The organism is Rathayibacter tanaceti (assembly GCF_009834165.1).
In the GTDB taxonomy this organism is placed as follows: Bacteria; Actinomycetota; Actinomycetes; order Actinomycetales; family Microbacteriaceae; genus Rathayibacter; species Rathayibacter tanaceti.
In genome coordinates this window covers 886,996-911,290 of record NZ_CP047186.1, presented here as the reverse complement: position 1 = coordinate 911,290, position 24,295 = coordinate 886,996, and the positions used below count along the sequence as shown (strand labels likewise).

Sequence of the window (24,295 nt, the reverse complement as noted above, 5' to 3'; positions counted from 1 at the left end):
ATGACGGTGATCAGGGTGCCGATGACGAGGACGCCGAGCAGCATCGGGATCGGGACGCGGCGAGTTCCCCCGTTCGCCGGCGAGGTCCTCGACGTCGACCTCCAAGCGGGCGGCAGGGGAATCGCCTCCTGCAGGCCGGAATTCATCTCCGGTCAGATCGAGTTCGAGTTCCGTCGCCTCGAGGGCGACGGCTACCTCCGTGGCCGCGACGTCCACGGCGTCGCCGAGGGCCTCGCGGATCACTGGGGCGAGATCACCGCGGTCCGCCCCTTCCGAGACGGCAACACCCGCAGCCAGAGCGCCTTCGTCACCCTTCTCTCCGGCAGCGCCGGTTGGTCGATCCAGCGGCCGGACGTCGATCCGTCATACGGCTCACCAACCTCCCTGAGCAGTACGGCTAGGCCCTGCTTACCGCCCGGTGGCCCTCCTGCGTAGGCTGGCCGCATGACGAACGAGTGGGGTTCCCCGGATCCCTCGGCGCGACGCAGTCCGGCGTCCGCACCGGCGAGCGCCTCCGGTGACGACATCGAGGGGCCCCGGGTCGAAGACGCGGAACGCGCGCTCGCCGTGCGCGAGGTCAAGCGGCGCCGCGACTTCCTCGGGTCGGTCGGCGGCTGGGCGAGTGTCTCGGCGATCACCACCGCGGTCTGGGTCGCCTCGGGCGCCGACGGCTACTTCTGGCCGATCTGGCCGATGGTCGGCATCGGGATCGGCGTCGTGGGCCAGGCCGCGTCGATCTGGGGTCCGACCCGCAAGGAGATCACCGAGGCGGACATCGCCGCCGAGATGAAGCGCCGGCAGAAGCGCAGCCCCTGATCAGTCCAGCCGGCCCACCGAGGTGACGCGGACGACGGCGGATCCCTGCTCGTCCGACTCCGCCAGATCGACGGTCGCCGAGATCCCCCAGTCGTGGTCGCCCGCCGGGTCGTCGAGGATCTGCCGTACCCGCCACTGCGTCGGCTCCTCCTCGACCAGCAGCATCGCGGGGCCGCGCGCATCCGGACCGGTGCCGATGCGGTCGTGTTCGTCGTAGTAGTCGTCCAGCGCCGCACCCCACGCGTCCGCATCGAAGCCGGCGGCCGCGTCGAGCCCGCCCAGGGCCTCGTGGTCGTCGAGGGCGGCAAGCGTGACCCGACGGAACATCTCGTTGCGCACCAGGACACGGAAGGCGCGGTGGTTGGCGGTGAGGCGGCGCGGAGCGGGCGGCACGATCGACTGGTCCGCCGCGTGCCGAGCCGGGTTCACCAGTTCCTCCCACTCGTCGACGAGCGAGGAGTCGACCTGACGGACCAGCTCACCCAGCCACTCGATCAGGTCGTGCAGCTCCTCGTTCTTCAGCTCGTCCGGGATGGTCTGCCGGGCGGCGCGGAACGCGTCGGACAGGTAGCGCAGCACCAGTCCCTCCGAGCGCGAGAGCTTGTAGAAGGCGGTGTACTCGCCGAACGACATCGCCCGCTCGTACATGTCGCGCACGACCGACTTGGGCGAGAGTTCGAAGTCCTTCACCCACGGCTGCGCGGCCGTGTACGTCGCGAAGGTCGCCTCCAGCAGCTCCTCAAGCGGCTTCGGGTGCGTGACCGACTCGAGCAGCTCCATCCGCTCCTCGTACTCGATCCCCTCCGCCTTCATCGCGGCAACGGCCTCGCCACGGGCCTGGAACTGCTGGGCGCCGAGGATCGGCCGCGGGTCGTCGAGCGTGGCCTCGAGTACCGAGACCACGTCGAGCGCGAAGCTGGGAGACTCGGGATCGAGCACGTCGAACACCGCGAGCGCGAACGGCGAGAGCGGCTGGTTGAGCGCGAAGTTGGGCTGCAGGTCGACGGTCAGGCGGATGCGTGTCACGCCGTCTGCGTCGACGCTCTGCTCGATGACACCCGCCTCCCGGAGCGTGCGGTAGATGCCGAGCGCGCGGCGGGCGAGCTGCAACTGGTGCTTCCACGGCTCGTGATTGTCGAAGATGAGCGCGTGCACGTTCGCGTAGGCGTCACCGCCGCGCGCGATCACGTTCAGCAGCATCGCCGAGGTGATGGTCATGTGCGAGGTCAGTGTCTCGGGCTCCGCGTCGACGAGCTTGCGGAAGCTCGGCTCGCCCCAGCTGACGAAGCCCTGCGGGGCCCGCTTGGCGACCCACTTCCTCCGCTTCTTCGGATCGTCGCCCATCTTGTCGAGAGCCTTGCGGTTCTCGGACTCGTGCTCGGGAGCCTGAACCACCACCGTGCCCGCGGTGTCGTAGCCGGCTCGCCCGGCGCGCCCCGCGATCTGGTGGAACTCGCGCGCCGAGAGCTGGCGCATCCGGGTGCCGTCGTACTTCGTCAGCGCGGTGAGCAGCACCGTACGGATGGGGACATTGATGCCGACGCCGAGCGTGTCGGTCCCGCAGATGACCCGCAGCATCCCCTGCTGGGCGAGCTGCTCGACCAGGCGGCGGTACTTGGGCAGCATGCCCGCGTGGTGCACGCCGATGCCGAGGCGGAGCAGGCGCGAGAGCGTCTTGCCGAAGGCGGTGGTGAAGCGGAACCCGCCGATCACCTCCGCGATGCGGTCGCGGTGCTCCCGGGTCGCGATGTTCGCGCTCGTCAGGGCCTGCGCGCGCTCGAGTGCCGAGGCCTGCGAGAAGTGCACGACGTACACCGGCGACTGGTTCGTCGCGAGCAGCTCCTCGATGGAGTCGTGAATGGGAGCGATCTCGTAGAAGTAGTGCAGCGGCACGGGACGCTCCACGCCGGTGACGCGCGCGGTCTCGCGGCCGGTGCGGCGGCTCAGGTCGGCGGCGAGCGCCGTCACGTCGCCCAGGGTCGCTGACATCAGCACGAACTGCACGTGAGGGAGGGTGAGCAGCGGCACCTGCCACGCCCAGCCGCGCGCTGGGTCCGCGTAGAAGTGGAACTCGTCCATCACGACCTGGTCGACGGGAGTCTCGGCGCCGTGCCGTAGCGCAAGATTCGCGAGGATCTCGGCCGTGCAGCAGATGATCGGGGCGTCCGCGTTCACCGAGGAGTCGCCGGTGACCATCCCGACGTTGGAGGCTCCGAAGACGTCGACCAGCGCGAAGAACTTCTCGGAGACCAACGCTTTGATCGGCGCGGTGTAGAAGCTGCGCCGCCCGGAGGCGAGGGCCGCCGCGTGTGCACCGATCGCGACCAGCGATTTCCCCGTCCCGGTCGGTGTCGACAGGATCAGGTTCGACCCGGAGGCGATCTCGAGCATCGACTCGTCCTGCGCCGGGTAGAGCGGCAGGCCCCGCGACTGCGCCCACTCGGCGAAGGCCAGGTACACCGCGTCGTCATCGACACGCCCGTCGGCGTCGGGCGTCGGCATCCGGTCGAGCAGCGTCGAGGTCATCCCCCCATCCTCCCAGCCCCGGCCGCGCGCCTCACCGTGCAGCGGCATCCGCGGCGCTGCGCCCGGTCGTCGAGCACCGAACGCACCGGCGGGCGCTCGGTGCGATGCCCGGCGGGGTCGTTTCGGGACACGTCCCGCAGACGGCATCCACAACCTCGCGGGAGCTACAGCTAGGCCGCTGGCCGGGAGCGGCGCTCGAGCAACCGGGTGAGCGCCCGGCGCCCGAGCAGGAAGACCGCGAGCACGATCGCCGTCACGACGACGAAGCTCGGCTGCACGCCCTGAGCCGAGACGAGCCGCAGCAGCATCCCGCCCGCAACCGTCACCGCCCACATCACGAGCCCGGCGGGGACGATCCGGTCGGGTGCTCGCCATGAGCGCGACACCGCCCAGCCGATGAGCAGTGCGAGAAGGAACGGCCAGAGCGTGCCGAGCAGCCCAAGCAGCGCCGGCCCCTCGTCGTGGCTGCGGCGGCCGATGAGCGCGAAAACCAGCACGAGGGCTGCGTCGAGCGAGAGGCCGCGCCACGCCGCGCGGGTCACGCCGGCTCCGTCACGAAGTCGATCAGCTGTTCGACGCGGCCGAGCAGCGCCGGCTCGAGGTCGTGGAACGTGCTCACTCGGCCGAGAATGCGCTGCCAGGCCCGGGCGATGTCGGCCTGCTCCTCGTGCGGCCAGCCGAGCGCCTCGCAGATGCCGTGCTTCCACTCGATGCCGCGCGGGATCTCGGGCCAGCGCTCGAGGCCGATCCGGGCGGGCTTCACGGCTTGCCACACATCGATGTAGGGGTGGCCGACGACGAGGACGTGGGCGCCGTGCGGGCCGGCCGCGACCTGGTCGGCGATGCGCGACTCCTTCGAGCCGCGGACGAGGTGGTCGACGAGGACACCGATGCGCCGACCCGGACCGGGCCGGAACTCGCGCACCAGCGCATCGAGGTTGTCGACGCCCTCGATGTACTCGACGACGACGCCCTCGATCCGCAGGTCGTGGCCCCAGACCTTCTCGACCAGCTCGGCGTCGTGGCGCCCCTCGACGTAGATGCGGCCGGGCAGGGCCACCCGCGCCTTCGCATCGGCGACGTGGAACGAGCCGGAGGCGGAGCGGGCGCGGCCGAGGTTCGCGTCGCGCTTGAGGCCGGGAGCCTTGAGCGAGACGGGCCTGCCGTCGAGGAGGAAGCCGGGCCCGAGCGGGAAGACGCGGACCTTACCGAACCGGTCCTCCAGCCGCACCATCCGCAGTTCGACGCCGAGCACGGCGCCGACGAAACCGGAGGAGACCTCCTCGACCACCAGGTCGCGCTCGGCCTCGACGACGGCCACCTCGACCCTGTTCCTCGCCCGCCAGTCACCGGCGAGCACGTCCTGCCCGTACCTGTCCTCGTCCATCGCACCGAGGGTAGTCGGAGGCGCGCCCCGGCCCGCGCGGACACGGCGCATGCACCTCTGGTTACATGAGCGGATGACCGAGGATCTCGAACCCGCCGCAGAGCTCTTCAAGGTGCTGTCCTCCGCCTCGCGGCTGCGACTGCTACGCGCCCTCGCCGAGGAGACCTCGACCGTCGGCCGGCTGGCCGAGGTGACCGGGCTCTCGCAGCCGCTCGTGTCGCAGCATCTGCGCACCCTCCGCTCGGCGGGGCTGGTGGCGGTGGAGAGGGTGGGCCGGGAGGCGCACTACTCGGTCGCCGACACGCACGTCAGCCACATCGTGGACGACGCGGTGCGGCACGCGCTCGAAGGCTGACCGGCCCTGGCGATGACGATCATCGCTCTCAATTGGGCGCATCTATTGCAATGTGTTTATAACTCTGGTCAGCTGGGTGCCGCCGCTCCTCCGCGGCGCCCGCATCCGGAAAGGCACGACACATGAGCACCACCGACATCCACGCCGAGCACGCCGTCGCCGAGCACGAGCACGGCGAGAACTGCGGCCACCCGGCCGTGCAGCACGACGGTCACGTCGACTACGCGCACGGCACGCATCACCACGCCCTGCACGGCGATCACTACGACGAGCACGAGACCGAGGCCGAGCACTCGACGGCCGACCACGAGCACGGCGACGCCTGCGGCCACGAGGCCGTCTCGCACGACGACCACATCGACTACGTGCACGACGGCCACAAGCACGCAGTGCACGCTGATCACTACGACGAGCACTGAGCGGAGCCGCGACGGGAGGGCGCCGTCCGCCGCGGACGGCCCCTCCCGTCGTCGTCAGCCCTGACGCGCCTTGAAGCGCGGGTTCAGCTTGTTGATCACGAAGACCCGCCCACGGCGGCGGACCACCTGAGACCCGGGCTGGCTCTTCATCGACTTGAGGGAATTGCGGACCTTCACGGCGACCCTGCTCTCTATTGATAACGGTTATCGATAGAGTAACCCGCCATGGAGCCCTTCGTCCCCCTGCCGCCCGTCCTCGCCGTCACGCTGGTCAGCGCGACCGACGCGCGCGATGCCTCCCGCACGGCCGCCCTACTCGCCGGCCAGCCGGAGGGCGCGATCGACATCGACCTCGACCTGCCCGGCTCCGACGGCCCGCAGTTCGCCGATGAGCTGGCCCACCGTCTCGCCGCGCAAGCGGACGACGGCCGGCGCGGACACACCGTCGTCGCCCTCGACCCCGGGGCCGACCCGCTCGAGATCGGGCTCGTCCTCGAGCACCTCTGCTCGCAGCGGCACCCCGGAGACACGCGGATCGCACTGCTCGACGTGGTCGCCGTCACCTCGGCGGCCGAGATCCTGCGCGTGCTCTGCCGCAGCGGCGGCCCCTCAGCCGACGCCGGCGAGCGCCTCGCAGCGCGCCTGGAGTTCGCGAGCATGATCGCCCTCACCGACCCGATCGACGCCCCGGTGACCGACGACGGCGCGCTCGTCCTCGACCTCCTCCACGCGATCGCCCCCTCCGCCGAGGTGATCACCGCCCACGAGCGGCCGGCGACGCGGAGACTCCTCCCCCGCCGCGCGCACGCGCTCGCGTCGTCCATGGGCTGGCAGTGCGCACTGAACGGCACCTCCCGGCCACGCTCGACGAGCGTGCAGGAGTTCGTCTTCCGCGATCCGCTGCCCTTCCACCCCGCGCGCCTCAGCGCAGCCGTGGCCGGCGAGCTGGTCCCGGAGAAGGTGGGCCGGATCCTCCGCTCGCGCGGGCTGGTCCGCCTCGCGACCCGCGCCGACCGGGTGGGGTCGTGGTCGGTCGCCGGCGACGTGCTCGCGCTCGACCCGACGAGCCTGCGGAGCTGGGACGTCGACGCGCCGCTGGGCCAAGAGATCGCGTTCTTCGGAGTGGACCTCGACCAGCGCGCGCTGGCCGACGTGCTGTCGGGCTGCCTCCTGACGCCCCGCGAGCTGCTCGCCGGGCCGGACGCCTGGGCGTCCTTCGCCGATCCCTTCCCGCGCTGGGTGGACGAGCACCGGCACTGACACCGCGCCGCCTCCGGCGAGCCCCTGCGAGCGCCTGTCCTCGCGCGGGCACGCGTCCGTCAGGATCGGGCCGCTCGTCGGACCGCGACCGGCTGCCGGTCAGTGGCTGCCGGCCAGTGGCTGCCGGTCAGCGGCTGCCGGTCAAGGCGAGCGTCCCCTCGGCGCGGGCGCGGCAGAAGCGGAGTCGAGCGTCCGGTCGACCGCACACGTCCGACGCGAGGCGGATGTCGCCTTCTGTATACAGAAGCGGAACGGCCTGCGCGCACGGAGAGGACAGAGGGCTCGATAAAACAGGTTGTGCTGAGGTTGTAGCAAGGGCGAAACCTGCCGGAAACCACATCCGGGATACAAAAGACGTGTCCTCGCGGCAGCCTCTCCTTCGAAGCCGCCCCACACCTCGCCCCGCTGGGAGCTACACATGACTGCTGTATCCCGCACCACCGCTCCGCCCGCCTCCGGCCACTCGGTCGCCTCCGTCCTCGACTCCATCGGATTCACTCGTGCGCAGTTCTGGGTGTTCCTGCTGATCCTCGCCGGGGAGTTCTTCAACACCCTCGAGCAGAACTCGGTGGGCGCCATGGGCAGCCACATCAAGCAGACGCTGCAGATCGGCGACATCCAGCTCACGACGATCAATACGGCGACGGTCATCGGCGGCCTGATCGGGCGCGTGCTCGCCGGCTACCTCGCCGACCGCTACGGCCGCCGCTTCTCGCTCAGCCTCAACCTGCTGATCTACACGCTCGGCGGCCTGATCAGCGCCCTCGCCGTGAACTACGAGATGCTGCTCGTCAGCCGCCTCATCGTCGGGATCGGCATCGGCGGCGAGTTCATGATCGGGCTCGTGATGCTCTCGGAGATGGTCTCGACCCGCTTCCGCGGCACCGCGATCGGCGCCGTCAACGTCGGCGCCGGCGGCCTGGGCAACTTCCTCTCTTACGGCCTGTTCCTCCTGCTGCTCGGACCGCTGGAGACCCCGCTCGGCGGACCCGACACGGTCTGGCGCTGGTCGTTCGTCATCCTCGCCGTCCCCGCTCTGCTGGTCGTCTTCTACCGCCGGAAGCTGCCAGAGACCCCGCGCTGGCTGCTGTCGCAGGGCCGTGTCGAGGACGCCAACCGTTCCCTCGCCGTCCTCTCCTCGAACTCGCTCACTCCTACCGGCGTCCGTCCACCCGTGGAGCTGACGCAGGACGATCTGCTCCCCGCGCGGATGTCCGCCTCCCCCGCCGCCGTCTTCAGCCGTCCGGTGATCCGCCGCACCGCCGCCCTCGGCGTCGCGTCGTGGATGGCGTTCGGCTCCCAGGTCACCCTGAACTTCCTGATGCCCACCCTTCTCGTCGAGCGCGGCTACTCCGTCTCGCAGAGCCTGCTCTACACGATGATCATGAACGTCGGATCGCTGCTCGGAGCGACCACTGCAGCCCTCATCGCGGGACGGGTTGGTCGGCGCACCGCGGTCGGCGCCGCCGGAGTGCTGGGCTGCCTCACGGCGCTCGCCTTCGCCGGCTTCGGAAACGGCACCGGAGCAATCCTCGTGCTCGGTGCACTGTTCCAGTTCTTCACGATGGTCACCAACACCACGCTCGCCACCTGGACGGCCGAGGTCTTCCCGACGGCGATCCGCGCCTCCGGAGCCTCGATCGTCAACGGCATCGGCAACATCGCCGGAGCGGTCATGCCGTTCCTCGCGGTCGCGCTCTACGGCACGTTCGCCTTCGCCGGAGTCTTCGGCCTCGCAGCAGTGATGTACGCGGTGCTCGTCGTCGCCTCCCGCTTCGCCCCCGAGACCCGGGGACGCTCGCTCGAGGACGTCAACGAGAACGCGATCGCCGCCGCCCACTGACCCCTTCCACGCCCCCGGCGCTCCGGCGTCGAGGGCTCACCCCACAAGGAGCACCATGGACACCCTCACCGTCTCGGCCACCGCGAACGGACTCAACTACCTCCCCGAGTACGTCGCCGACGTCGGCGGCCTGTTCGCCGAGCGCGACCTGACCGTCACCGCCACTGCCTGCGACCCCTGGACCGGTGTGCTCGACGACCTCGACTCCGGCGCCGCGGACCTCGCGCTGGGCGGCCTCTGGGTACCGGGGATGTACGCCGGCACGAGCCGGAAGCTCACCGTCGTCGGCCAGCTCAACCACCGCTTCCCGATGACCGTCGTCGCCCGCGATGCCTCCGGTCCCGCGGGGCTCGGCTGGCTCGCCGGCAAGGTCGCCCTCGCTCCCGGCGCCGGCGGCAGCGCTCCGTTCGAGTTCACCGCGGGCCTGATCCGCGAGGCCGGACTCGACGTATCGGCGACCCGGTGGGTGCGCGATCTCTCGACCGCGATGATGCTCGAGCTCTACCGCGACGGCCTCGGCGACGCGATCGTGCTCGATCTGCTGTCGGCGAAGGAGCTCGTCGCCGCCGACGGCGGACGGATCGTCTTCCGCCATCTCGACGCGGGCGTCATGCCCAACAGCGTCTACTACACCCGCACCGACCGCGTCGAGGAGCTCGCCGACCGGACGGGCCGCTTCGTCGACGCGATCGAGACCGCCATGCAGAGGATCACCGCCGGTCGGGCCGGACCCGAGATCGACGCGGTGCTCGCCGCCCGCTGGCCCGACCGCGACTCCGTGCTCCTGCACGAGGCCGCCGACGAGATGGCGGCGGGCGGAGTCTGGGACACGACCGTCATCGACGAGGCTGCCTCCGACCGCTGGATGCGGATCCTCGCCGAAGCCGGACTCGTGACCTCCGCGCCCTCACTCGCCGAACTCAGCGGCTCCGCACCGGCCGGCGCGCGCCGATGACCCTCGTCCTCGCCTCCGAGCAGATCGCGGGCCTGCTTCCCGACGTCGACGTCCTCGGCATCGTCGAGGAGGTGTTCGCCGACCTCGGCTCGGGGGTTCTGGACCAGCCCGCCCCCACGGCTCTCTCGGGCGAGGACGACGGACTGATCCTGCCGATGGCGGTCCGCTCCGACGCACTCGGCCTCGCAGCCGTGAAGCTGATGGCCGACCTGCCCGGGAACTCCGCACGGGGACTGCCGACGCAGCGCTCGACGATCCTGGTCACCTCAGTGCGGACGGGCGAGTGCGTCGCGGTGCTCGACGGCGCGCTGATCACCCGGGCCCGCACGGCCGCCGCCTCCGCGGTCGCGACCAGGCACCTCGCCCGCCCCGACAGCAGCGTGCTCGGGCTGATCGGCGCCGGCAATCTCGCCGTCGAACACGTCCGAGCCCTGACGGCCGTCGCCTCCGTCGGAGAGATCGTGGTGTGGTCGCGGTCCTCCACCACGCTCGACCGGTTCTCGGAGGCGGTGGGCCGTCCCGTGAGGATCGCGGCCGATCCGCGCGAGGTGGCGGCGACGAGCGACATCCTCTGCACCCTCACCCCCTCGGTCGATCCGATCGTGCGGGGATCCTGGCTGCACCCCGGGCAGCACCTGAACGCCGTCGGCGCGCGGCCCCGCCCGACGCACCGCGAGCTCGACTCCGCGGCCATGGCAATCGGGACGCTCGTCGTCGACAGCGCCGCGACGGCCCGCGCCAAGTCCGGTGATCTCGTGCAGGCCATCGCCGAGGGCGCGCTGAGCTCGCTCGACGGACTGCGCGAGCTGGGGGACGTGGTGGCGGGCACCGCACCGGGCCGCGCGAGCGCGGCGGAGATCACGGTGTTCGACTCCGTCGGCCTCGCCGCTCAGGACCTCGCGGTCGCGGCGGCGCTGATCGATCTCGCCCGCCTCCGCGATGTGGGGTCCGCCGTCCTGCTCTCGGCGACTCCGGTGACGGTCTGATGCGTATCGCCGTCGCCACCTGAAGCGCCCCCGAGCGCGCCGCCGCTCGCGCCCGGGGGCGGGCGGCACCGAGATCGTCGCGGTCCTGCCCGCCCGGGGACTCGCCTCCGCCGAGGGCCGGCAGGCAGCGTCCTCAGCGCCGCGGCCGTGGTGATCCGCCTCGGCTGCGCAGGACGCGAGGAGGACCTGGGCGCCCGCCTCACGACCAGCCGACCCGACAGCTCTGCCCGCCCCTGCCGGAGGAGCGCAGCCGGCCCGGCGGCTGAGCGTGTTGAATGGTGGGGCCGGCGTCGCGAGGAGGACCGTCATGACACTCGCCACCACCGAGGAGTCGCTCGCGAGCCAGACCTACCGCAGGCTGCGCCGACAGATCATCCTCGGCCACTATCCGCAGGGGTCGCGGCTGGTCGAGGCCTCACTCGCCGCTGAGCTCCACGTGTCGCGGTTGCCGGTGCGCGAGGCCGTCCCGCAACTCGCGCACGAGGGCTTCGTGCGGATGCTGCCCCGACGCTCCACCCGCGTCGCCCAGTGGAGCACCGAGGACGTCGTCGAGCTGTTCGACGTACGGCTCGGCCTCGAGACGCTGGGCGCGCGCCTGGCCGCTCAGGCCGTCTCCGCCGGCGCATCGCTCCAGCCGCTGCTCGACGCGATCGACGCGGAGCACCGCGCGCTGGACAGCGAGGACTGGCTGGAGGTCGCCGAGACCTCGACCGTCGTGCATGAGGCGATCGTCGAGGTCGCCGGCAGTGCCCTGCTCGCCTCGCTGATGCGCGCGGTCACCGGCCGGATGACCTGGCTGTTCTACCTCACCAGCGCTCGCGACCAGCGCCAGCAGTCCGAGGAGCACCACGGCCTCCTCGACGCGATCCGATCCGGCAACGACCGGCTCGCCGAGTCGACCGCCTTCACCCACATCGAGAAGGGCCGCGCGCCCTCGCTCGCGATGATCAGCCGGCGCACGAACATCTCGGCCACTGATTAGCGGGATCCCGCAGGCAACGCTCTCGGAGGCGTATCCGCCGGACGAAGGATCAGCTGCCGCGTCGCCATCGACGCGCGTGTCCCGTCGTCGTCCACCGTCGTCGCGACCCAGCACGGGTCACCGCGGACGGACACGGCCGGCCTCGACCTGCTCGTCGTCCGCGACGGCAGAGCTCGTCGCCGTTCCGGTCCGCGTCACCGCCGAGGAGTCATGCCCCGCACGGCGGCGGAACCCGCCAGCACGACAGGCCACGCGCCACCCCGGCATCCTCCCAGCTTCGGGAGTCGAGCTGGCCCCTAGAATCGGGCGCAGCAAGGGGAGTACTCCCGTCCGCGATGTGCCCGTCACTACGAGTGTGAATCCACGCTCCGGGCCATCGGTTCCAGTCGCCACACCTCGTTGGTCGGCGCTAGAACGGAGGAGACCTTGGTGTCGTTCCGAACACTGAACCCCTTTGGAGTACGTCCGTGCAGGTCACCACCACCGTCTGGCTCATCACGATCGCTGTGACGATCGCCTTCTTCGTCTACGAGTTCTTCGTCCATGTGCGGAAGCCGCACGAACCGACCATCGGCGAGTCCGCCCGCTGGTCCGCCTTCTACATCGGCCTCGCCCTGCTCTTCGGAGTCGGCATCGGCATCGTCTCCGACTGGCGCTACGGCGGCGAGTACTTCGCCGGCTACCTCACCGAGAAGGCGCTGTCGCTCGACAACCTCTTCCTCTTCCTGATCATCATGTCCGGCTTCGCCGTGCCGAAGATCTATCAGCAGAAGGTGCTGATGATCGGCATCGTGATCGCCCTGATCATGCGCGGCATCTTCATCGCCGTGGGGGCGGCGCTGATCGAGAACTTCTCCTGGGTGTTCTACCTGTTCGGCGCGCTGCTTTTCGTCCTCGCCTACCAGCAGATCAAGGGCGACCACGGAGATCCCTCGAACAACGCGTTCATGCGCTTCGTCCGCCGCATCCTGCCCGTCACCGACGAGTACCACGGCGACAAGCTGACGGTGAAGAAGAACGGGACGCGTTTCGTCACGCCGATGCTGCTGACGATCGTCGCGATCGGCTTCATCGACCTGGTCTTCGCCCTCGACTCGATCCCCGCCATCTACGGTCTGACCAACGAGGCCTACATCGTCTTCACCGCGAACGCCTTCGCCCTGATGGGACTGCGCCAGCTGTTCTTCCTCATCGGCGGACTCCTCGAGCGCCTCGTCTACCTCAGCCAGGGACTGGCGGTCATCCTCGCCTTCATCGCCGTGAAGCTCGTCTTCCACGCCCTGCACGTCAACGAGGTGCCCTTCATCAACGGCGGCCAGCCGCTGCTGTGGGTCCCCGAGATCCCCATCTGGTTCTCGCTCACCTTCATCGGCACGACGATCGCCGTGGCGACCGTCGCGAGCCTCCTCAAGACACGCGGCACGCGCAGCGTGTCGAGCCACTAGTCCCGTCGCGGAGGCGGTCACCGTGCGATCCTTCGAGGCGACTCAGGTCCGACTCGAGAGGCATCGTCACGGTGACCGCTCGTCACTGGCGAGCAGGACGACACGAGTGAGCACAGCGATATGCCGAGCACTCGAGACCTCGGTTCGGACGTGCGGCAGGAGCCGCAGAACCCCGTCATCGAAGGCACAGCGATCCTCCACGGCGCAGTCGCGGTTCTCCGGCTCGCGTTCTGGTTCACCGACGCGCGCGCCGCTCTCGCGCCCCTCACGGGCCCAGGGATGACCCGTGTCCCCGTCGGCTCCGCCGCAGCGGTGGCGCAACGGGCACCGAAGCGGCTGCGCGCGAGCGAGTGCAGCAGCTGATCCTGTTCCCGAGCCGACCACTCGCCGGGAGTGTGACGCTCGGATGCTCACTCCCGCGCGCGGTCGGTAGGCTGGCCCCCAGCACGTGCTCCGGGGTCGGTGAGAATTCCGAACCGGCGGTGACAGTCCGCGAACCGCAACCCCGTCGAGGGGCTGCGGTTGACCTGGTGGAACTCCAGGACCGACGGTGAAAGTCCGGAGGAGAGGCAGCACGAGCGTCGCGCAGCAGCGCGAAGCTGAGCGACGGTGCCCGCGCACCGCCGATCGAGACCCCGGAGTTCGGCGACGAACGGAAGACCGGGAATGACGATCGACTACGAGCACGCCATGCGCCGAGCGCTGGCGCTCGCCCAACGCGGGCCCGCCCGCGGACTGAACCCGCGCGTGGGCTGCGTGATCCTCGCGCCCGACGGCAGCGTCCTCAGCGAAGGCTGGCACCACGGAGCCGGGACAGCGCACGCCGAGGTCGACGCGCTGTCCTCCCTCGCCCCGGGCGCCGCCTCCGGAGCCACCGCCGTGGTGTCGCTTGAGCCCTGCGACCACACCGGCCGCACCGGCCCGTGCAGCCGCGCGCTGATCGAGGCCGGAGTCGCGCGCGTGGTCTACGCGGTCGCCGACCCCGGCGAGCGCTCCGCGGGCGGCGGGCGCACCCTCCGCGACGCGGGGGTCGACGTGATCGAGGGAGTCCTCGCCGACGAAGCGGAGGAGTTCCTCCACGTCTGGCTCACCGCCACCCGCCGCCACCGCCCGTTCGTCACCCTCAAGTGGGCCTCGACCCTCGACGGCCGCACCGCCGCCGCCGACGGCAGCAGCCGCTGGATCACCGGCGCCGCAGCCCGACAGCGCGTGCACGAGCAGCGCGCCTCCCACGACGCGATCCTGGTCGGCACCGGCACCGTCCTGGCCGACGATCCGGCGTTGACCGCCAGGGGCGACGGCGGCGCGCTGCTCGCCCACCAGCCGGTTCCCGTCGTGGTCGGCACCCGACCCGTCCCGGCGGGCGCTCGCGTGCACGCCCATCCGCGCGCCGCGATGCTGGAGCGCGATCGCGATCTGGCCGCCGTGCTCGCTCGCCTGCACGCCGCCGAGATCCGCTCCGTCTACGTCGAGGGCGGGCCGACCCTCGCCTCCGCCCTGGTCGCCGCCGGACTCGTCGACGAGTACCTGGTCTTCCTCGCCCCGGCGCTGCTGGGCGGCCCCCGCCTCGCGCTCGGAGACCTCGGCGTCCCGAGCATCGCCGGGGCGCACCGCCTCAGCCTGCGCTCGGTCGAGGTCCTCGGCGACGACCTCCTCGTGACTGCGCGCCCCGGCGCGCTCCCCGCTGGCGGCACCGGAACTCCGGCCCGCCTCCCCCACGCCCTGCAGATGGAGACCCACTGATGTTCACCGGAATCATCGAGGAGATCGGCGTCGTGACGACGATCGAGACGGGTGCCGACGCGATCCGCCTCGGCATCCGCGGACCGCTGGCCGTCGAGGGCGTGCGACACGGTGACTCGGTCGCCGTCTCGGGCGTCTGCCTCACCGTCGTCGAGCACACCGACGAGGGCTTCACCGCCGACGTGATGGCGCAGACGCTGCGGATGTCGACGCTCGACCGCGTGACGATCGGCGATCTCGTCAACCTCGAGCGCGCGGCACAGGTCGGCGACCGGCTCGGCGGGCACATCGTGCAGGGCCACATCGACGGCACGGCGACGCTCCTGACGGTCACGCCCGGCGGGGCCTGGCGGGTCCTGCGGTTCTCGCTGCCGCCCGAGGCGGCTCCGCTGGTCACCGACAAGGGCTCGATCGCGGTCGACGGGGTCTCGCTCACCGTCTCGGCGATCAGCCCGGCGGAGGCTCCCGAGCAGTGGTTCGAGGTCTCGCTGATCCCCGAGACGCTCGCGGCCACCACCCTCGGCGGGCGCGCGATCGGCGATCGGGTCAACATCGAGACCGACATCCTGGCCCGGCACGTCGAGCGGATGCTCGCACTGCGCGGAGTCGCGGAGGCCCGCGCATGAGCCTCGCGAGCATCCCCGAGGCCGTCGAGGCGCTGCGGGCCGGACGGCCGATCATCGTCGCCGACGACGAGGGACGCGAGAACGAGGGCGACGTGATCGTCTCGGCGCAGCTCGCCAGCCAGGAGACGATCGCCTGGATGGTCCGCCACTCCTCCGGGTTCATCTGCGCCCCGATGACCAACGAGATCGCCGACCGCCTCGCGCTCCCCCTGATGGTCGTCGAGAACGAGGACCCGCGCGGCACCGCCTACACGCTCTCGGTCGACGCGGCCGACCGCCTCTCGACAGGCATCAGCGCCTCCGACCGCGCGCACACCCTCCGGGTGCTCGCCGATCCGGAGGCGACGCCCGCCGGGCTCCACCGGCCCGGCCACATCCTCCCCCTGCGCGCCGTCGACGGCGGCGTGCGCGAGCGTGACGGGCACACCGAGGCCGCGGTGGATCTGATGAAGCTGGCGGGACTGTACCCGGTCGGTGCGATCTCCGAGATCGTGGCGGAGGACGGCGAGATGATGCGCCTGCCCGGGCTGATCGCGCTCGGCGAGCGCGAGGGAGTGCCGGTGACGACCGTCGCCGCCCTCGTGGCCTACCTCCAGGAGTTCCACTGCGACACCGAGGTGCCCGTCTCGGTCTCGGTCCCCGAGAGCCCCCGCGTGAGCTTCGAGGTCGAGACCACGGTCCCGACCACGCACGGGCCCTTCCGGATCCGCGCCTACCGCGACCGGCAGACGGGAGCCGATCACGTCGCGATCCTCGCGGGTGACCTCGGAGCGGGCCGGCCGGCCCTGGTCCGGGTGCACTCGGAGTGCCTCACCGGTGAGGCGTTCGGGTCACTCAAGTGCGAGTGCGGCCCGCAGCTCGACGCGGCACTCGACACGATCCAGCGCGACGGCGGAGTCGTGGTCTACCTCCGCGGCCACGAGGGCCGCGGCATCGGCCTGATCAACAAGCTGCGCGCCTACCGCCTCCAGGAGGACGGGCTCGACACGCTCGACGCCAACCTCGCGCTCGGGCTGCCCGCCGACTCCCGCGACTACGGCGCCGCCGTCGGCATCCTCGAGGACATCGGCCTCGGCGAGGTGCGCCTGCTCACCAACAACCCCGAGAAGGTGCGCCAGCTCACCGACCGCGGCATCGTCGTCACCGAGCGCGTGCCACTCGTGGTCGGCGTGGGCGCCTTCAACGAGGGCTACCTCGAGACCAAGCGCGACCGGATGGGCCACGCCCTCGACCGTGTCCTCGACCCCGACCACCTCGACGCCGGGATCCCCGGCCTCACCCTCGACGCCGGGATCGCCGGCGCCACCACGAAGGAGTAGCAATGGCCGGTAGCGGCGCCCCCACCACCTCCCCCCTCGACGCCTCTGGTCTGCGCGTCGTCGTCATCGCGGGAACCTGGCACGAGCAGATCACCGACGGTCTGATCGCCGGCGCGAGCCGCGCGCTCGACGAGACGGGCGCCTCCTGGTCGCTGGTGCGCGTGCCGGGCTCGTTCGAGCTCCCGGTCGCGGCGAAGGCGGCGCTGGAGGCGGGGGCCGACGCGGTCGTCGCGCTCGGCGTGATCATCCGCGGCGGCACCCCGCACTTCGAGTACGTCTCGGACGCCGCCACCTCGGGTTTGACGACCGTCTCGATCCAGACCGGCAAGCCGGTCGGCTTCGGCGTGCTCACCCTCGACACCGAGGAGCAGGGCATCGACCGCGCCGGACTCCCCGGCTCGAAGGAGGACAAGGGCCGCGAGGCGGCGGAGGCGGCGGTCTCGACCGCGCTGCTGCTCCGCTCGCTGCGCAGCTGACCGGCGCCCGTGCTCGAGGCCCCACTCCGGGGTCCCGGGCACGGGAAGCCGAGGACTCGGGCAGCCGAAGCTGGGAGAACGCGCAGTAAAGTAGGGAGGTCGTCACAAGCGACCGCTCGCCTTCCTCCCCCTCGCCCCAGCGGCCCGCGACGCCCGACCGACGCCTCGCCCGCCGGCTCCGGGAATCCGCCGTCCACACGGAGCACTCCCCATGACCTCCTCCCCCGCCGTCTCCGACTCGTCGGCCGCCGCACCGCAGAACTCCCGAGGCCGGGTGATCCTCGCCAGCCTCATCGGCACGTCGATCGAGTTCTACGATTTCTACGCCTACGCGACCGCCGCCGTCCTGGTCTTCCCGGCGCTCTTCTTCGCCAACCAGGACCGGTCCACCGCGCTGCTCGCCTCGTTCGCCGTCTTCGGAGTCGCGTTCATCGCGCGCCCGATCGGCTCGATCATCTTCGGCCACTTCGGCGACCGCGTCGGCCGCAAGGGGACCCTCGTCGCCTCCCTGCTCACGATGGGGATCGCGACCTTCCTCATCGGCTGCCTGCCCACCGCGCTCACGCCAGGGTGGGAGTTCCTGGCCCCGTTCCTGCTCGTCGTGATGCGCTTCTGCCAGGGCCTCGGCCTCGGCGGCGAGTGGTCGGGAGCCGCGCTGCTGGCGACCGAGAACGCCCCGGCCGGCAAGCGAGCCATCTACGGCACCTTCCCCCAGCTGGGAGCGCCGATCGGCTTCATCGTCGCGAACCTGCTGTTCCTGGTGCTGGCGAGCACCATGAGCGACGAGACCTTCGCCGCCTGGGGCTGGCGCGTGCCGTTCCTGGCGAGCGCCGTGCTCGTGATCATCGGCCTCTACGTCCGCCTCACCCTCGTCGAGACTCCCGCGTTCCAGAAGGTGGTCGAGAGGGGCGAGGTGGCGAAGCTGCCACTGGCCCGCGTCTTCGTCACGAGCTGGCGGCCGCTCATCCTCGGCACGTTCATCATGCTCGCGACCTACGTCCTCTTCTACCTGATGACCACGTTCACCCTGACCTACGGGACGGCCCCGGTCGACGGCGCGGTCCCCGGGCTCGGCTACAGCCGCAACGACTTCCTGATCATGCTGATCGTCGGCGTCGTGTTCTTCGGGATCTTCACCCTCGTCTCCGGCCCGCTCGCCGAGCGGTTCGGGCGGCGGAGGACACTGCTCACGGTCACCGGCGCGATCCTGGCGTTCGGCCTGCTCTTCGTCCCTCTGTTCAGCGGCGGCTTCGCGGGGACGATGGCGGTTCTCATCCTCGGCTTCACGCTGATGGGCCTGACGTTCGGTCCGATGGGCGCCGTGCTGCCCGAGCTGTTCCCGACGAACGTCCGCTACACCGGGTCGGCGATGGCGTACAACCTGGCATCGATCCTCGGAGCGGCGGTCGCCCCGATCATCGCAGTCGCCCTCTGGCGCGCGGCAGGCGGCAGCACCGTGCTGGTGGGCCTCTACCTCAGTGCCGCCGCGGTGCTCACGCTGGTCGCGCTGCTGCTGTCGAAGGAGACGAAGAACCTCTCGTACACCGACAACGTCTCGTAGGAGGCGCTGCACGAGGACGGCCCGTCGGCGCTCCCGACGGGCCGTCCTGGTTCTGAGCGTCGACGCTCTCCGCTGGCGGCCTGCTCGCAGCGATCACGGGGCAGAATGGGAGGCGATGAGCACCACCACCCCCCGACGAGGCGGACGACGCCCCTCCCGCGACGACGGCCCTCGCGCCTCCTTCTCGCAGCTGGTCCCCTACCTTCTCGAGCACCGCGGCATCCTCTCGATCGTCGTCCTGCTCAGCCTCGTCGGAGCGGTGGCGAGCCTCGGGCAGCCGCTCCTCGTCGGCCAGGTCATCACGCGCGTGCAGGACGGGCTCGACCTCGGCCCACTGGTGTGGGCGCTGGTGGGCCTCGTCGTCGCCTCCGGGCTGATCTCGGGCTTCGCCCACTACCTGCTCCAGCGGACCGGCGAGGGCATCGTCCTCTCAAGCCGCCGCCGCCTCGTCGCGCGGATCCTGCGCCTCCCGATCCGCGAGTTCGACGCTCGTCGCACCGGGGACCTCGTCTCGCGGGTCGGCTCCGACTCGACCCTGCTGCGTGCCGTGCTCACCCAGGGGCTCGTCGACTCCATCGCCGGCTCGCTGATCTTCGTCGGCGCGATCATCGCGATGGCGATCATCGACTGGGTGCTGCTGCTGATCATCGTGGTGGTCGTCGCAATCGCCCTGGGGCTCGCGCTCACGCTGGGGCGCGGGATCCGCACCGCCAGCCGCAAGGCTCAGGAGAAGGTCGGCGATCTGGCCGCCGCGGTAGAGCGCGCCATCAGTGCGGTCCGCACCATCCGGGCGGCCGGGGCCACCGACCGCGAGATCGCGGTGGTCGAGCAGCACGCGACGGAGGCGTACCGCCTCGGCATCCGGGTCGCGCACGTCTCTGCGCTGGTCGTCCCCGTGGCGGGCATCGCCATGCAGGTCGCGTTCCTCGCCGTCCTGGGCGTCGGCGGCTACCGTGTCGCCTCCGGAGCGATCGACATCGCGCAGCTGGTCTCGTTCATCCTCTTCCTCTTCATGATGGTGATGCCGCTGGGCAACTTCATCGGCGCGATCACCTCGGTCAACTCCGCGCTGGGCGCTCTCGGGCGCATCCAGGAGATCATCGATCTGCCGATCGAGGGCGACGGCGACACGTCCGCCAGCGGGCTCGGCGCCGGCGTGGCCGGCGACGCGATCTCGTTCGAGGACGTGGTGTTCTCGTACGACGAGGGCGCGGTGCCGGGTGCGGACGGACCCGACGCTGATCGGCCGGGCTCGGACGGCGTGGCTCCCAGGCCCCTCTCGCAGGAGCGCGACCGGACCGTGCTGCGGGGCGTCTCCTTCACGGTGCCGCGCGGCAAGCGCACCGCCCTGGTCGGACCCTCGGGCGCCGGCAAGAGCACGGTCCTCGCACTGATCGAGCGCTTCTACGACCCCGACGCCGGCGTCGTGCGGCTCGGCGGAGTGGACATCACGGCGATCGACCGCGACGCCCTGCGCGCTCAGATCGGCTACGTCGAGCAGGACGCGCCGGTGCTCGCAGGGACGATCCGCGAGAACCTCGTCCTCGGCCGGCCCGACGCCGACGACGCGGAATGCCTCCGCGTGCTCGAGGCGGTCAATCTGACCGACGTGCTCGAGCGCGATCCTCTCGGCCTGCACGCTCCGGTCGGCGAGAGCGGAGTGATGCTCTCGGGCGGCGAGCGCCAGCGCCTGGCGATCGGACGGGCGCTCCTCGCGGCACCGCCCATCCTGCTCTTGGACGAGTCGACCTCGAGTCTCGACGGCCTCAACGAGCAGCGCCTGCGACTGGCCATCGACGCGGTGGCCGAGAACCGCACGCTGCTGGTCATCGCGCACCGGCTCTCGACGGTGGTCGACTCCGATCGCATCGTGGTCCTGCAGAAGGGCGAGGTCATCGGAGTCGGCACCCACTCGGAACTCGTCGAGTCGACGCCGCTCTACCGCGACCTCGCGAAGCACCAGCTGCTGGTCTGACCGTGCGGCGCCGGGCGTCAGCGGGGCGGCATCCGCAGCGCACCGTCGAGGCGGATCACCTCGCCGTTCAGCATCGGGTTCTCGACAATATGGCGCACGAGCGCAGCGAACTCCTCCGGCCGCCCGAGCCTCGCCGGATGGGGCGTCGCCGATCCCAGCGCCATCCGTGAGCGCTCGGGGAGAGCGGAGAGGAGCGGCGTGTCGAAGGTCCCCGGCGCGATCGACACCACGCGGATCAGAGCCGAGGCCAGCTCGCGCGCGAGCGGCAGGGTCAGCGCCGCGACCGCTCCCTTCGACGCGGCGTAGGCCGCCTGGCCGATCTGCCCCTCGAAGGCGGCGACGGAGGCGGTGGTGACCAGCACTCCGCGCTCGCCGTCCACCGGCTCCCGCTCGGCGACGGAGGCGGCCGCGAGCCGCAGCACGTTGAGCGTGCCGGTGGCGTTCACCCGCAGGACCCGCTCGAAGTCCTCGAGTGCCAGCGGTCCGTCCCGCCCCAGGAGGCGTCCCGGAGTCGCGATGCCCGCGCAGCTCACCGCGACCCGGAGCTCGCCCGCCAGCGCGACGGCGCGGGCGACGGCCTCCGAGTCGAGGACGTCGCCCGCGACGAGTCGCATCGTGCTCGGCAACCGGGCCGTCTCGACCGCCGGCGGCAGATCGAGGACCACCACCTGGGCGCCCGCCTCCGCCAGCGCGATCGCCGTCGCTGCGCCCAGCCCGGAGGCGCCTCCCGCGACCAGCGCGGAGCTGCCGTCGAGCCGCATCGTCAGCCTGCCGCAGGAGGGCTCGCGGGATCCGTGGGCTGGTCGCTCTGCTCGGAGGTCGGGCTCCCGAGCGCTTCGGCCGAGCAGTTCGTGAGGGTCGCGTCGTAGGAGTCGCGGAGACGCTGCGCCATCACGCGATCCTGCTCGTCGCCCAGCGGATCGGGCGCCGGCGGTCGTTCGTTCAGGCCGTAGCGGGCGAGGCAGGCGTTGATCAGCCGGGTGACCCGCGCACCATCGGTCCCGCCGGGCGTCGCGGAGTCGGTCGAGGTCGCGGAATCGGTGGAGGTCGCCGAGGTCGTCGGCGTCGAGGTGACGGGACGCGGCACGGCGTCGTCCGGGACGTCGGCCGAGTGCGAGGTGCAGGCCGCTAAGCCGAGCGCGAGCACGGCGCCGACGAGCAGCGTGGGCACCTTGCGGAGCCTCGGGCGCGGAACCATGGGCGACCTCGTTCACGACGGTAGTGGCGGGAGTGCGGCTACGGTAGCGCAGCGCAGCGGCTCCGTCGCTGCGGGGCGCGCACTCAGGCGGGCCGCGCCATCGGATCGGTGTCGCATGTCACGGGGGTGCCGCCAGTGCCCACATCGCCACGGCGGAGGCGGCAGCGACGTTGAGCGAGTCGATGCCGTGCCGCATCGGGATGCGGACGGCGACGTCGGACGCGGCGAGCGCCTCCGCGGTCAGGCCGTCGCCCTCCGTCCCGAGAACCAGGGCGACACGCTCCGGAGCCGCCGCCGCGAAGGTCCGCAGCGGCACCGCCTCCGGAGTGAGCGCCATCGCGGCGATCGTGAATCCCGCGCCGTGCAGGAGCCGACGGGTCACGGTCCAGTCGCCGACCCGCGTCCAGGGCACCTGCAGCACCGTCCCCATGCTCACGCGGATGGCACGGCGGTAGAACGGATCGGAGCAGCGCGGCGTCACCAGCACGGCATCGGCCCCGATGGCCCCCACCGAGCGGAACACGGCGCCGACGTTCGTCGGGTCGACCACGTCTTCGAGCACGACGACCCGCCTCGCCGCAGTGAGCAGCTCGGCCGGGTCTGCGAGGACGGGGCGGTCCATCGCCGCGATCAGTCCCCGGTGCAGCGTGTAGCCGGTGAGCTCGGCGAGAAGCTCGCCGGAGCCCGTGAAGACGGGCACGTCCCGGGTGCCGACCAGGCGCTCCGCGTCGGCGACCGATCCGCCGAGCGCGAGCACGGACCGCGGGCGGTGGCCCGCGGCCAGCGCCCGCTCGAGCACGAGCGCGGACTCGGCGATGTAGAGACCGTGCGGGCCGCGCGCGTTCTTCAACGCGACGTCTGTGGCATGCGCATAGTCGCGCAGCCGTGGATCCTCGAGCGAGGTGACGACGATCGTCTGCACGGAATCAGGCGAAGGGGTCGGGAGTCAGCGTGTACTTGGTGCTCAGGTACTCGTGGATGCCCTCGAGCCCGCCCTCCCGGCCGAGGCCGGACTGCTTCACACCGCCGAACGGCGCCGCCGCGTTCGAGACGACGCCGACGTTGAGCCCCATCATCCCGGTCGCGAGACGCTCGATCATCCGCTGGCCGCGCGCGAGGTCGCGCGTGAACACGTAGGAGACGAGACCGTACTCGGTGTCGTTGGCGAGCGCGACCGCCTCGCCCTCGTCGCGGAACGGCACGATCGCCATGACGGGGCCGAAGATCTCGGTGCGCAGGATCTCGCTGCCGGCATCGACTCCGGAGAGCACCGTCGGCTCGTAGAAGTGCCCCGGGCCCTCGATGCGACCACCCCCGATGCGCAGGCTCGCCCCGCGAGAGACCGCGTCCTCGACCAGGGTGGCGGCCTTCGCGACGGCACGGTCGTCGATCAGCGGTCCGATCGCCACCCCCTCGTCGGTGCCCCGGCCGATCCGCAAGCCGCGAACCCGTTCGGTGACCCGGGCGGCGAACTCCTCGGCGATGCCCTCGTGCACGAAGAAGCGGTTGGCGGCCGTGCAGGCCTGCCCGATGTTGCGGAACTTCGCGAGCATCGCGCCGTCGACCGCCCGATCGAGATCCGCGTCGTCGAAGACGACGAACGGCGCGTTGCCGCCCAGCTCCATCGAGGTGCGCAGGACGTTCTCGGACGCCTGCTGAAGCAGCGTCCGCCCCACCGGGGTGGACCCGGTGAAGGAGAGCTTGCGCAGGCGCGGGTCCGACAGGATCGGAGCGGAGACCGCTCCGGCCGAGGAGGTGGTGATCACGTTCACGACGCCGGCGGGCACACCGGCCTCGGCGAGAAGGCCCGCGAACGCGAGCGTGGTCAGCGGCGTGAGCTCGGCCGGCTTCACGACGACGGTGCAGCCCGCCGCCAGCGCGGGGGCGATCTTGCGCGTCGCCATGGCCAGGGGGAAGTTCCACGGGGTGATCAGGTAGCACGGGCCGACGGGGTGCTGCGAGACGATCATCCGACCGCTGCCCTCGGGAGAGACGCCGTAGCGACCCGAGATGCGCACAGCCTCCTCACTGAACCAGCGCAGGAACTCGCCCCCGTAGGCGACCTCGCCGAGTGCCTCCGCGACCGGCTTGCCCATCTCGAGAGACATCAGGAGGGCGAAGTCGTCCTTGCGCTCCTGGAGCAGGTCGAAGGCGCGGCGCAGGATCTCGCCGCGCACCCGCGGCGCCGTCGCCGCCCAGTCCGCGCCGGCCTCCGCGGCTGCGTCGAGCGCCCGCAGACCGTCCTCCGGCGTCGCATCGGCGATCGAGACAAGGACAGCGCCGGTCGCCGGGTCCTCGACGTCGATCGTGCCGCCTCCCGACGAGTCGACCCACTCGCCGCCGATCAGCAGCTGCGTGGGGATGCGCGCGAGCAGAGCGCCCTCGGCGGCACGGGCGGCGACGGAATCAGTCACGGGAGGCGA

The 24,295-nt window shown here is 71.4% G+C and carries 25 protein-coding genes and 1 riboswitch; of the genes, 17 read left to right on the top strand and 8 right to left on the bottom strand.

The annotated features are described in order from the left end of the window. Both GSU10_RS04340 and GSU10_RS04335 read left to right on the top strand, forming a co-directional pair. The gene (locus GSU10_RS04340; RefSeq protein ID WP_068210250.1) at positions 1–435 is read left to right on the top strand and encodes a hypothetical protein; all 435 of its coding nucleotides are present in this window, start codon (positions 1–3) and stop codon (positions 433–435) included. A gap of 9 nt (positions 436–444) precedes the next feature. After that, the gene (locus GSU10_RS04335) at positions 445–816 is read left to right on the top strand and encodes a 2TM domain-containing protein (protein WP_132504492.1); all 372 of its coding nucleotides are present in this window, start codon (positions 445–447) and stop codon (positions 814–816) included. Here GSU10_RS04335 and GSU10_RS04330 read toward each other — a convergent pair whose 3' ends face one another. From GSU10_RS04330 to GSU10_RS04320, 3 genes are all read right to left on the bottom strand, one after another. After that, positions 817–3,342: a DEAD/DEAH box helicase gene (locus GSU10_RS04330; protein ID WP_068210251.1), complete on the bottom strand. Its 2,526-nt coding sequence runs from the start codon at positions 3,340–3,342 to the stop codon at positions 817–819. A gap of 170 nt (positions 3,343–3,512) precedes the next feature. Continuing rightward, entirely contained in the window at positions 3,513–3,884 is a 372-nt protein-coding gene (locus GSU10_RS04325; RefSeq protein WP_068210252.1) for a DUF3054 domain-containing protein, read from the bottom strand. Continuing rightward, complete coding sequence (locus GSU10_RS04320) at positions 3,881–4,729, bottom strand: DUF3097 domain-containing protein (protein ID WP_068210253.1); 849 nt, start codon at positions 4,727–4,729, stop codon at positions 3,881–3,883. The genes GSU10_RS04325 and GSU10_RS04320 overlap by 4 nt, the downstream gene beginning before the upstream one ends. Before the next feature lie 73 nt (positions 4,730–4,802). On the opposite strand from GSU10_RS04320, the gene GSU10_RS04315 reads away from it, so the two are divergent. Both GSU10_RS04315 and GSU10_RS15480 read left to right on the top strand, forming a co-directional pair. Beyond that, complete coding sequence (locus GSU10_RS04315) at positions 4,803–5,084, top strand: ArsR/SmtB family transcription factor (RefSeq protein ID WP_068210254.1); 282 nt, start codon at positions 4,803–4,805, stop codon at positions 5,082–5,084. A gap of 122 nt (positions 5,085–5,206) precedes the next feature. Further along, a complete protein-coding gene (locus GSU10_RS15480) occupies positions 5,207–5,503 on the top strand; it encodes a hypothetical protein (protein WP_068210255.1) in 297 nt (98 codons plus the stop codon). 54 nt (positions 5,504–5,557) lie between these two features. On the opposite strand, the gene ykgO is transcribed toward GSU10_RS15480, so the two are convergent. Continuing rightward, complete coding sequence (gene ykgO, locus GSU10_RS04305) at positions 5,558–5,680, bottom strand: type B 50S ribosomal protein L36 (protein WP_068210256.1); 123 nt, start codon at positions 5,678–5,680, stop codon at positions 5,558–5,560. Between the two features lie 48 nt (positions 5,681–5,728). On the opposite strand from ykgO, the gene GSU10_RS04300 reads away from it, so the two are divergent. From GSU10_RS04300 to GSU10_RS04240, 13 genes are all read left to right on the top strand, one after another. Further along, the gene (locus GSU10_RS04300; RefSeq protein WP_068210263.1) at positions 5,729–6,763 is read left to right on the top strand and encodes a CobW C-terminal domain-containing protein; all 1,035 of its coding nucleotides are present in this window, start codon (positions 5,729–5,731) and stop codon (positions 6,761–6,763) included. A 418-nt stretch (positions 6,764–7,181) separates the two neighbouring features. Next, entirely contained in the window at positions 7,182–8,606 is a 1,425-nt protein-coding gene (locus GSU10_RS04295; RefSeq protein ID WP_236713588.1) for an MFS transporter, read from the top strand. A 55-nt stretch (positions 8,607–8,661) separates the two neighbouring features. Further along, the gene (locus tag GSU10_RS04290) at positions 8,662–9,561 is read left to right on the top strand and encodes an ABC transporter substrate-binding protein (protein ID WP_068210266.1); all 900 of its coding nucleotides are present in this window, start codon (positions 8,662–8,664) and stop codon (positions 9,559–9,561) included. Further along, positions 9,558–10,547 (top strand): ornithine cyclodeaminase family protein, encoded by a 990-nt coding sequence (locus GSU10_RS04285; protein ID WP_068210269.1) that lies wholly within the window; start codon positions 9,558–9,560, stop codon positions 10,545–10,547. The genes GSU10_RS04290 and GSU10_RS04285 overlap by 4 nt, the downstream gene beginning before the upstream one ends. Before the next feature lie 307 nt (positions 10,548–10,854). Continuing rightward, complete coding sequence (locus GSU10_RS04280) at positions 10,855–11,529, top strand: GntR family transcriptional regulator (RefSeq protein WP_068210272.1); 675 nt, start codon at positions 10,855–10,857, stop codon at positions 11,527–11,529. 467 nt (positions 11,530–11,996) lie between these two features. Beyond that, positions 11,997–12,974 (top strand): TerC family protein, encoded by a 978-nt coding sequence (locus GSU10_RS04275; RefSeq protein WP_068210275.1) that lies wholly within the window; start codon positions 11,997–11,999, stop codon positions 12,972–12,974. Between the two features lie 120 nt (positions 12,975–13,094). Then, complete coding sequence (locus GSU10_RS04270; RefSeq protein ID WP_068210277.1) at positions 13,095–13,337, top strand: hypothetical protein; 243 nt, start codon at positions 13,095–13,097, stop codon at positions 13,335–13,337. 82 nt (positions 13,338–13,419) lie between these two features. After that, positions 13,420–13,553: riboswitch (FMN riboswitch) on the top strand. Between the two features lie 87 nt (positions 13,554–13,640). Further along, a complete protein-coding gene (ribD, locus tag GSU10_RS04265) occupies positions 13,641–14,717 on the top strand; it encodes a bifunctional diaminohydroxyphosphoribosylaminopyrimidine deaminase/5-amino-6-(5-phosphoribosylamino)uracil reductase RibD (protein WP_241972890.1) in 1,077 nt (358 codons plus the stop codon). Next, entirely contained in the window at positions 14,717–15,343 is a 627-nt protein-coding gene (locus GSU10_RS04260) for a riboflavin synthase (protein WP_132504490.1), read from the top strand. Before ribD ends, GSU10_RS04260 begins: the two co-directional genes overlap by 1 nt. Continuing rightward, on the top strand, positions 15,340–16,662 hold the full coding sequence (gene ribA / locus GSU10_RS04255; protein WP_132504488.1) for a GTP cyclohydrolase II: 1,323 nt from the start codon (positions 15,340–15,342) through the stop codon (positions 16,660–16,662). The genes GSU10_RS04260 and ribA overlap by 4 nt, the downstream gene beginning before the upstream one ends. Before the next feature lie 2 nt (positions 16,663–16,664). Beyond that, positions 16,665–17,138: a 6,7-dimethyl-8-ribityllumazine synthase gene (ribH, locus tag GSU10_RS04250; RefSeq protein ID WP_068210384.1), complete on the top strand. Its 474-nt coding sequence runs from the start codon at positions 16,665–16,667 to the stop codon at positions 17,136–17,138. A gap of 211 nt (positions 17,139–17,349) precedes the next feature. Beyond that, positions 17,350–18,699 carry an MFS transporter gene (locus GSU10_RS04245; RefSeq protein ID WP_068210381.1) on the top strand — a complete coding sequence of 450 codons (1,350 nt, stop codon included), beginning with the start codon at positions 17,350–17,352 and terminating at the stop codon, positions 18,697–18,699. A 115-nt stretch (positions 18,700–18,814) separates the two neighbouring features. Further along, positions 18,815–20,674, top strand: coding sequence for an ABC transporter ATP-binding protein (locus GSU10_RS04240; protein ID WP_068210379.1), 1,860 nt, complete (start codon positions 18,815–18,817; stop codon positions 20,672–20,674). A gap of 17 nt (positions 20,675–20,691) precedes the next feature. Here the strand turns inward: GSU10_RS04240 and GSU10_RS04235 are convergent, their stop codons facing one another. From GSU10_RS04235 to GSU10_RS04220, 4 genes are all read right to left on the bottom strand, one after another. Further along, a complete protein-coding gene (locus GSU10_RS04235) occupies positions 20,692–21,435 on the bottom strand; it encodes an SDR family NAD(P)-dependent oxidoreductase (protein WP_068210372.1) in 744 nt (247 codons plus the stop codon). A gap of 2 nt (positions 21,436–21,437) precedes the next feature. Further along, the gene (locus tag GSU10_RS04230; protein ID WP_068210369.1) at positions 21,438–21,872 is read right to left on the bottom strand and encodes a hypothetical protein; all 435 of its coding nucleotides are present in this window, start codon (positions 21,870–21,872) and stop codon (positions 21,438–21,440) included. 118 nt (positions 21,873–21,990) lie between these two features. Beyond that, positions 21,991–22,794: a TrmH family RNA methyltransferase gene (locus GSU10_RS04225; protein ID WP_068210356.1), complete on the bottom strand. Its 804-nt coding sequence runs from the start codon at positions 22,792–22,794 to the stop codon at positions 21,991–21,993. A gap of 4 nt (positions 22,795–22,798) precedes the next feature. Continuing rightward, positions 22,799–24,286, bottom strand: coding sequence for an NAD-dependent succinate-semialdehyde dehydrogenase (locus GSU10_RS04220; RefSeq protein ID WP_068210353.1), 1,488 nt, complete (start codon positions 24,284–24,286; stop codon positions 22,799–22,801). Between the last annotated feature and the right edge of the window lie 9 nt (positions 24,287–24,295).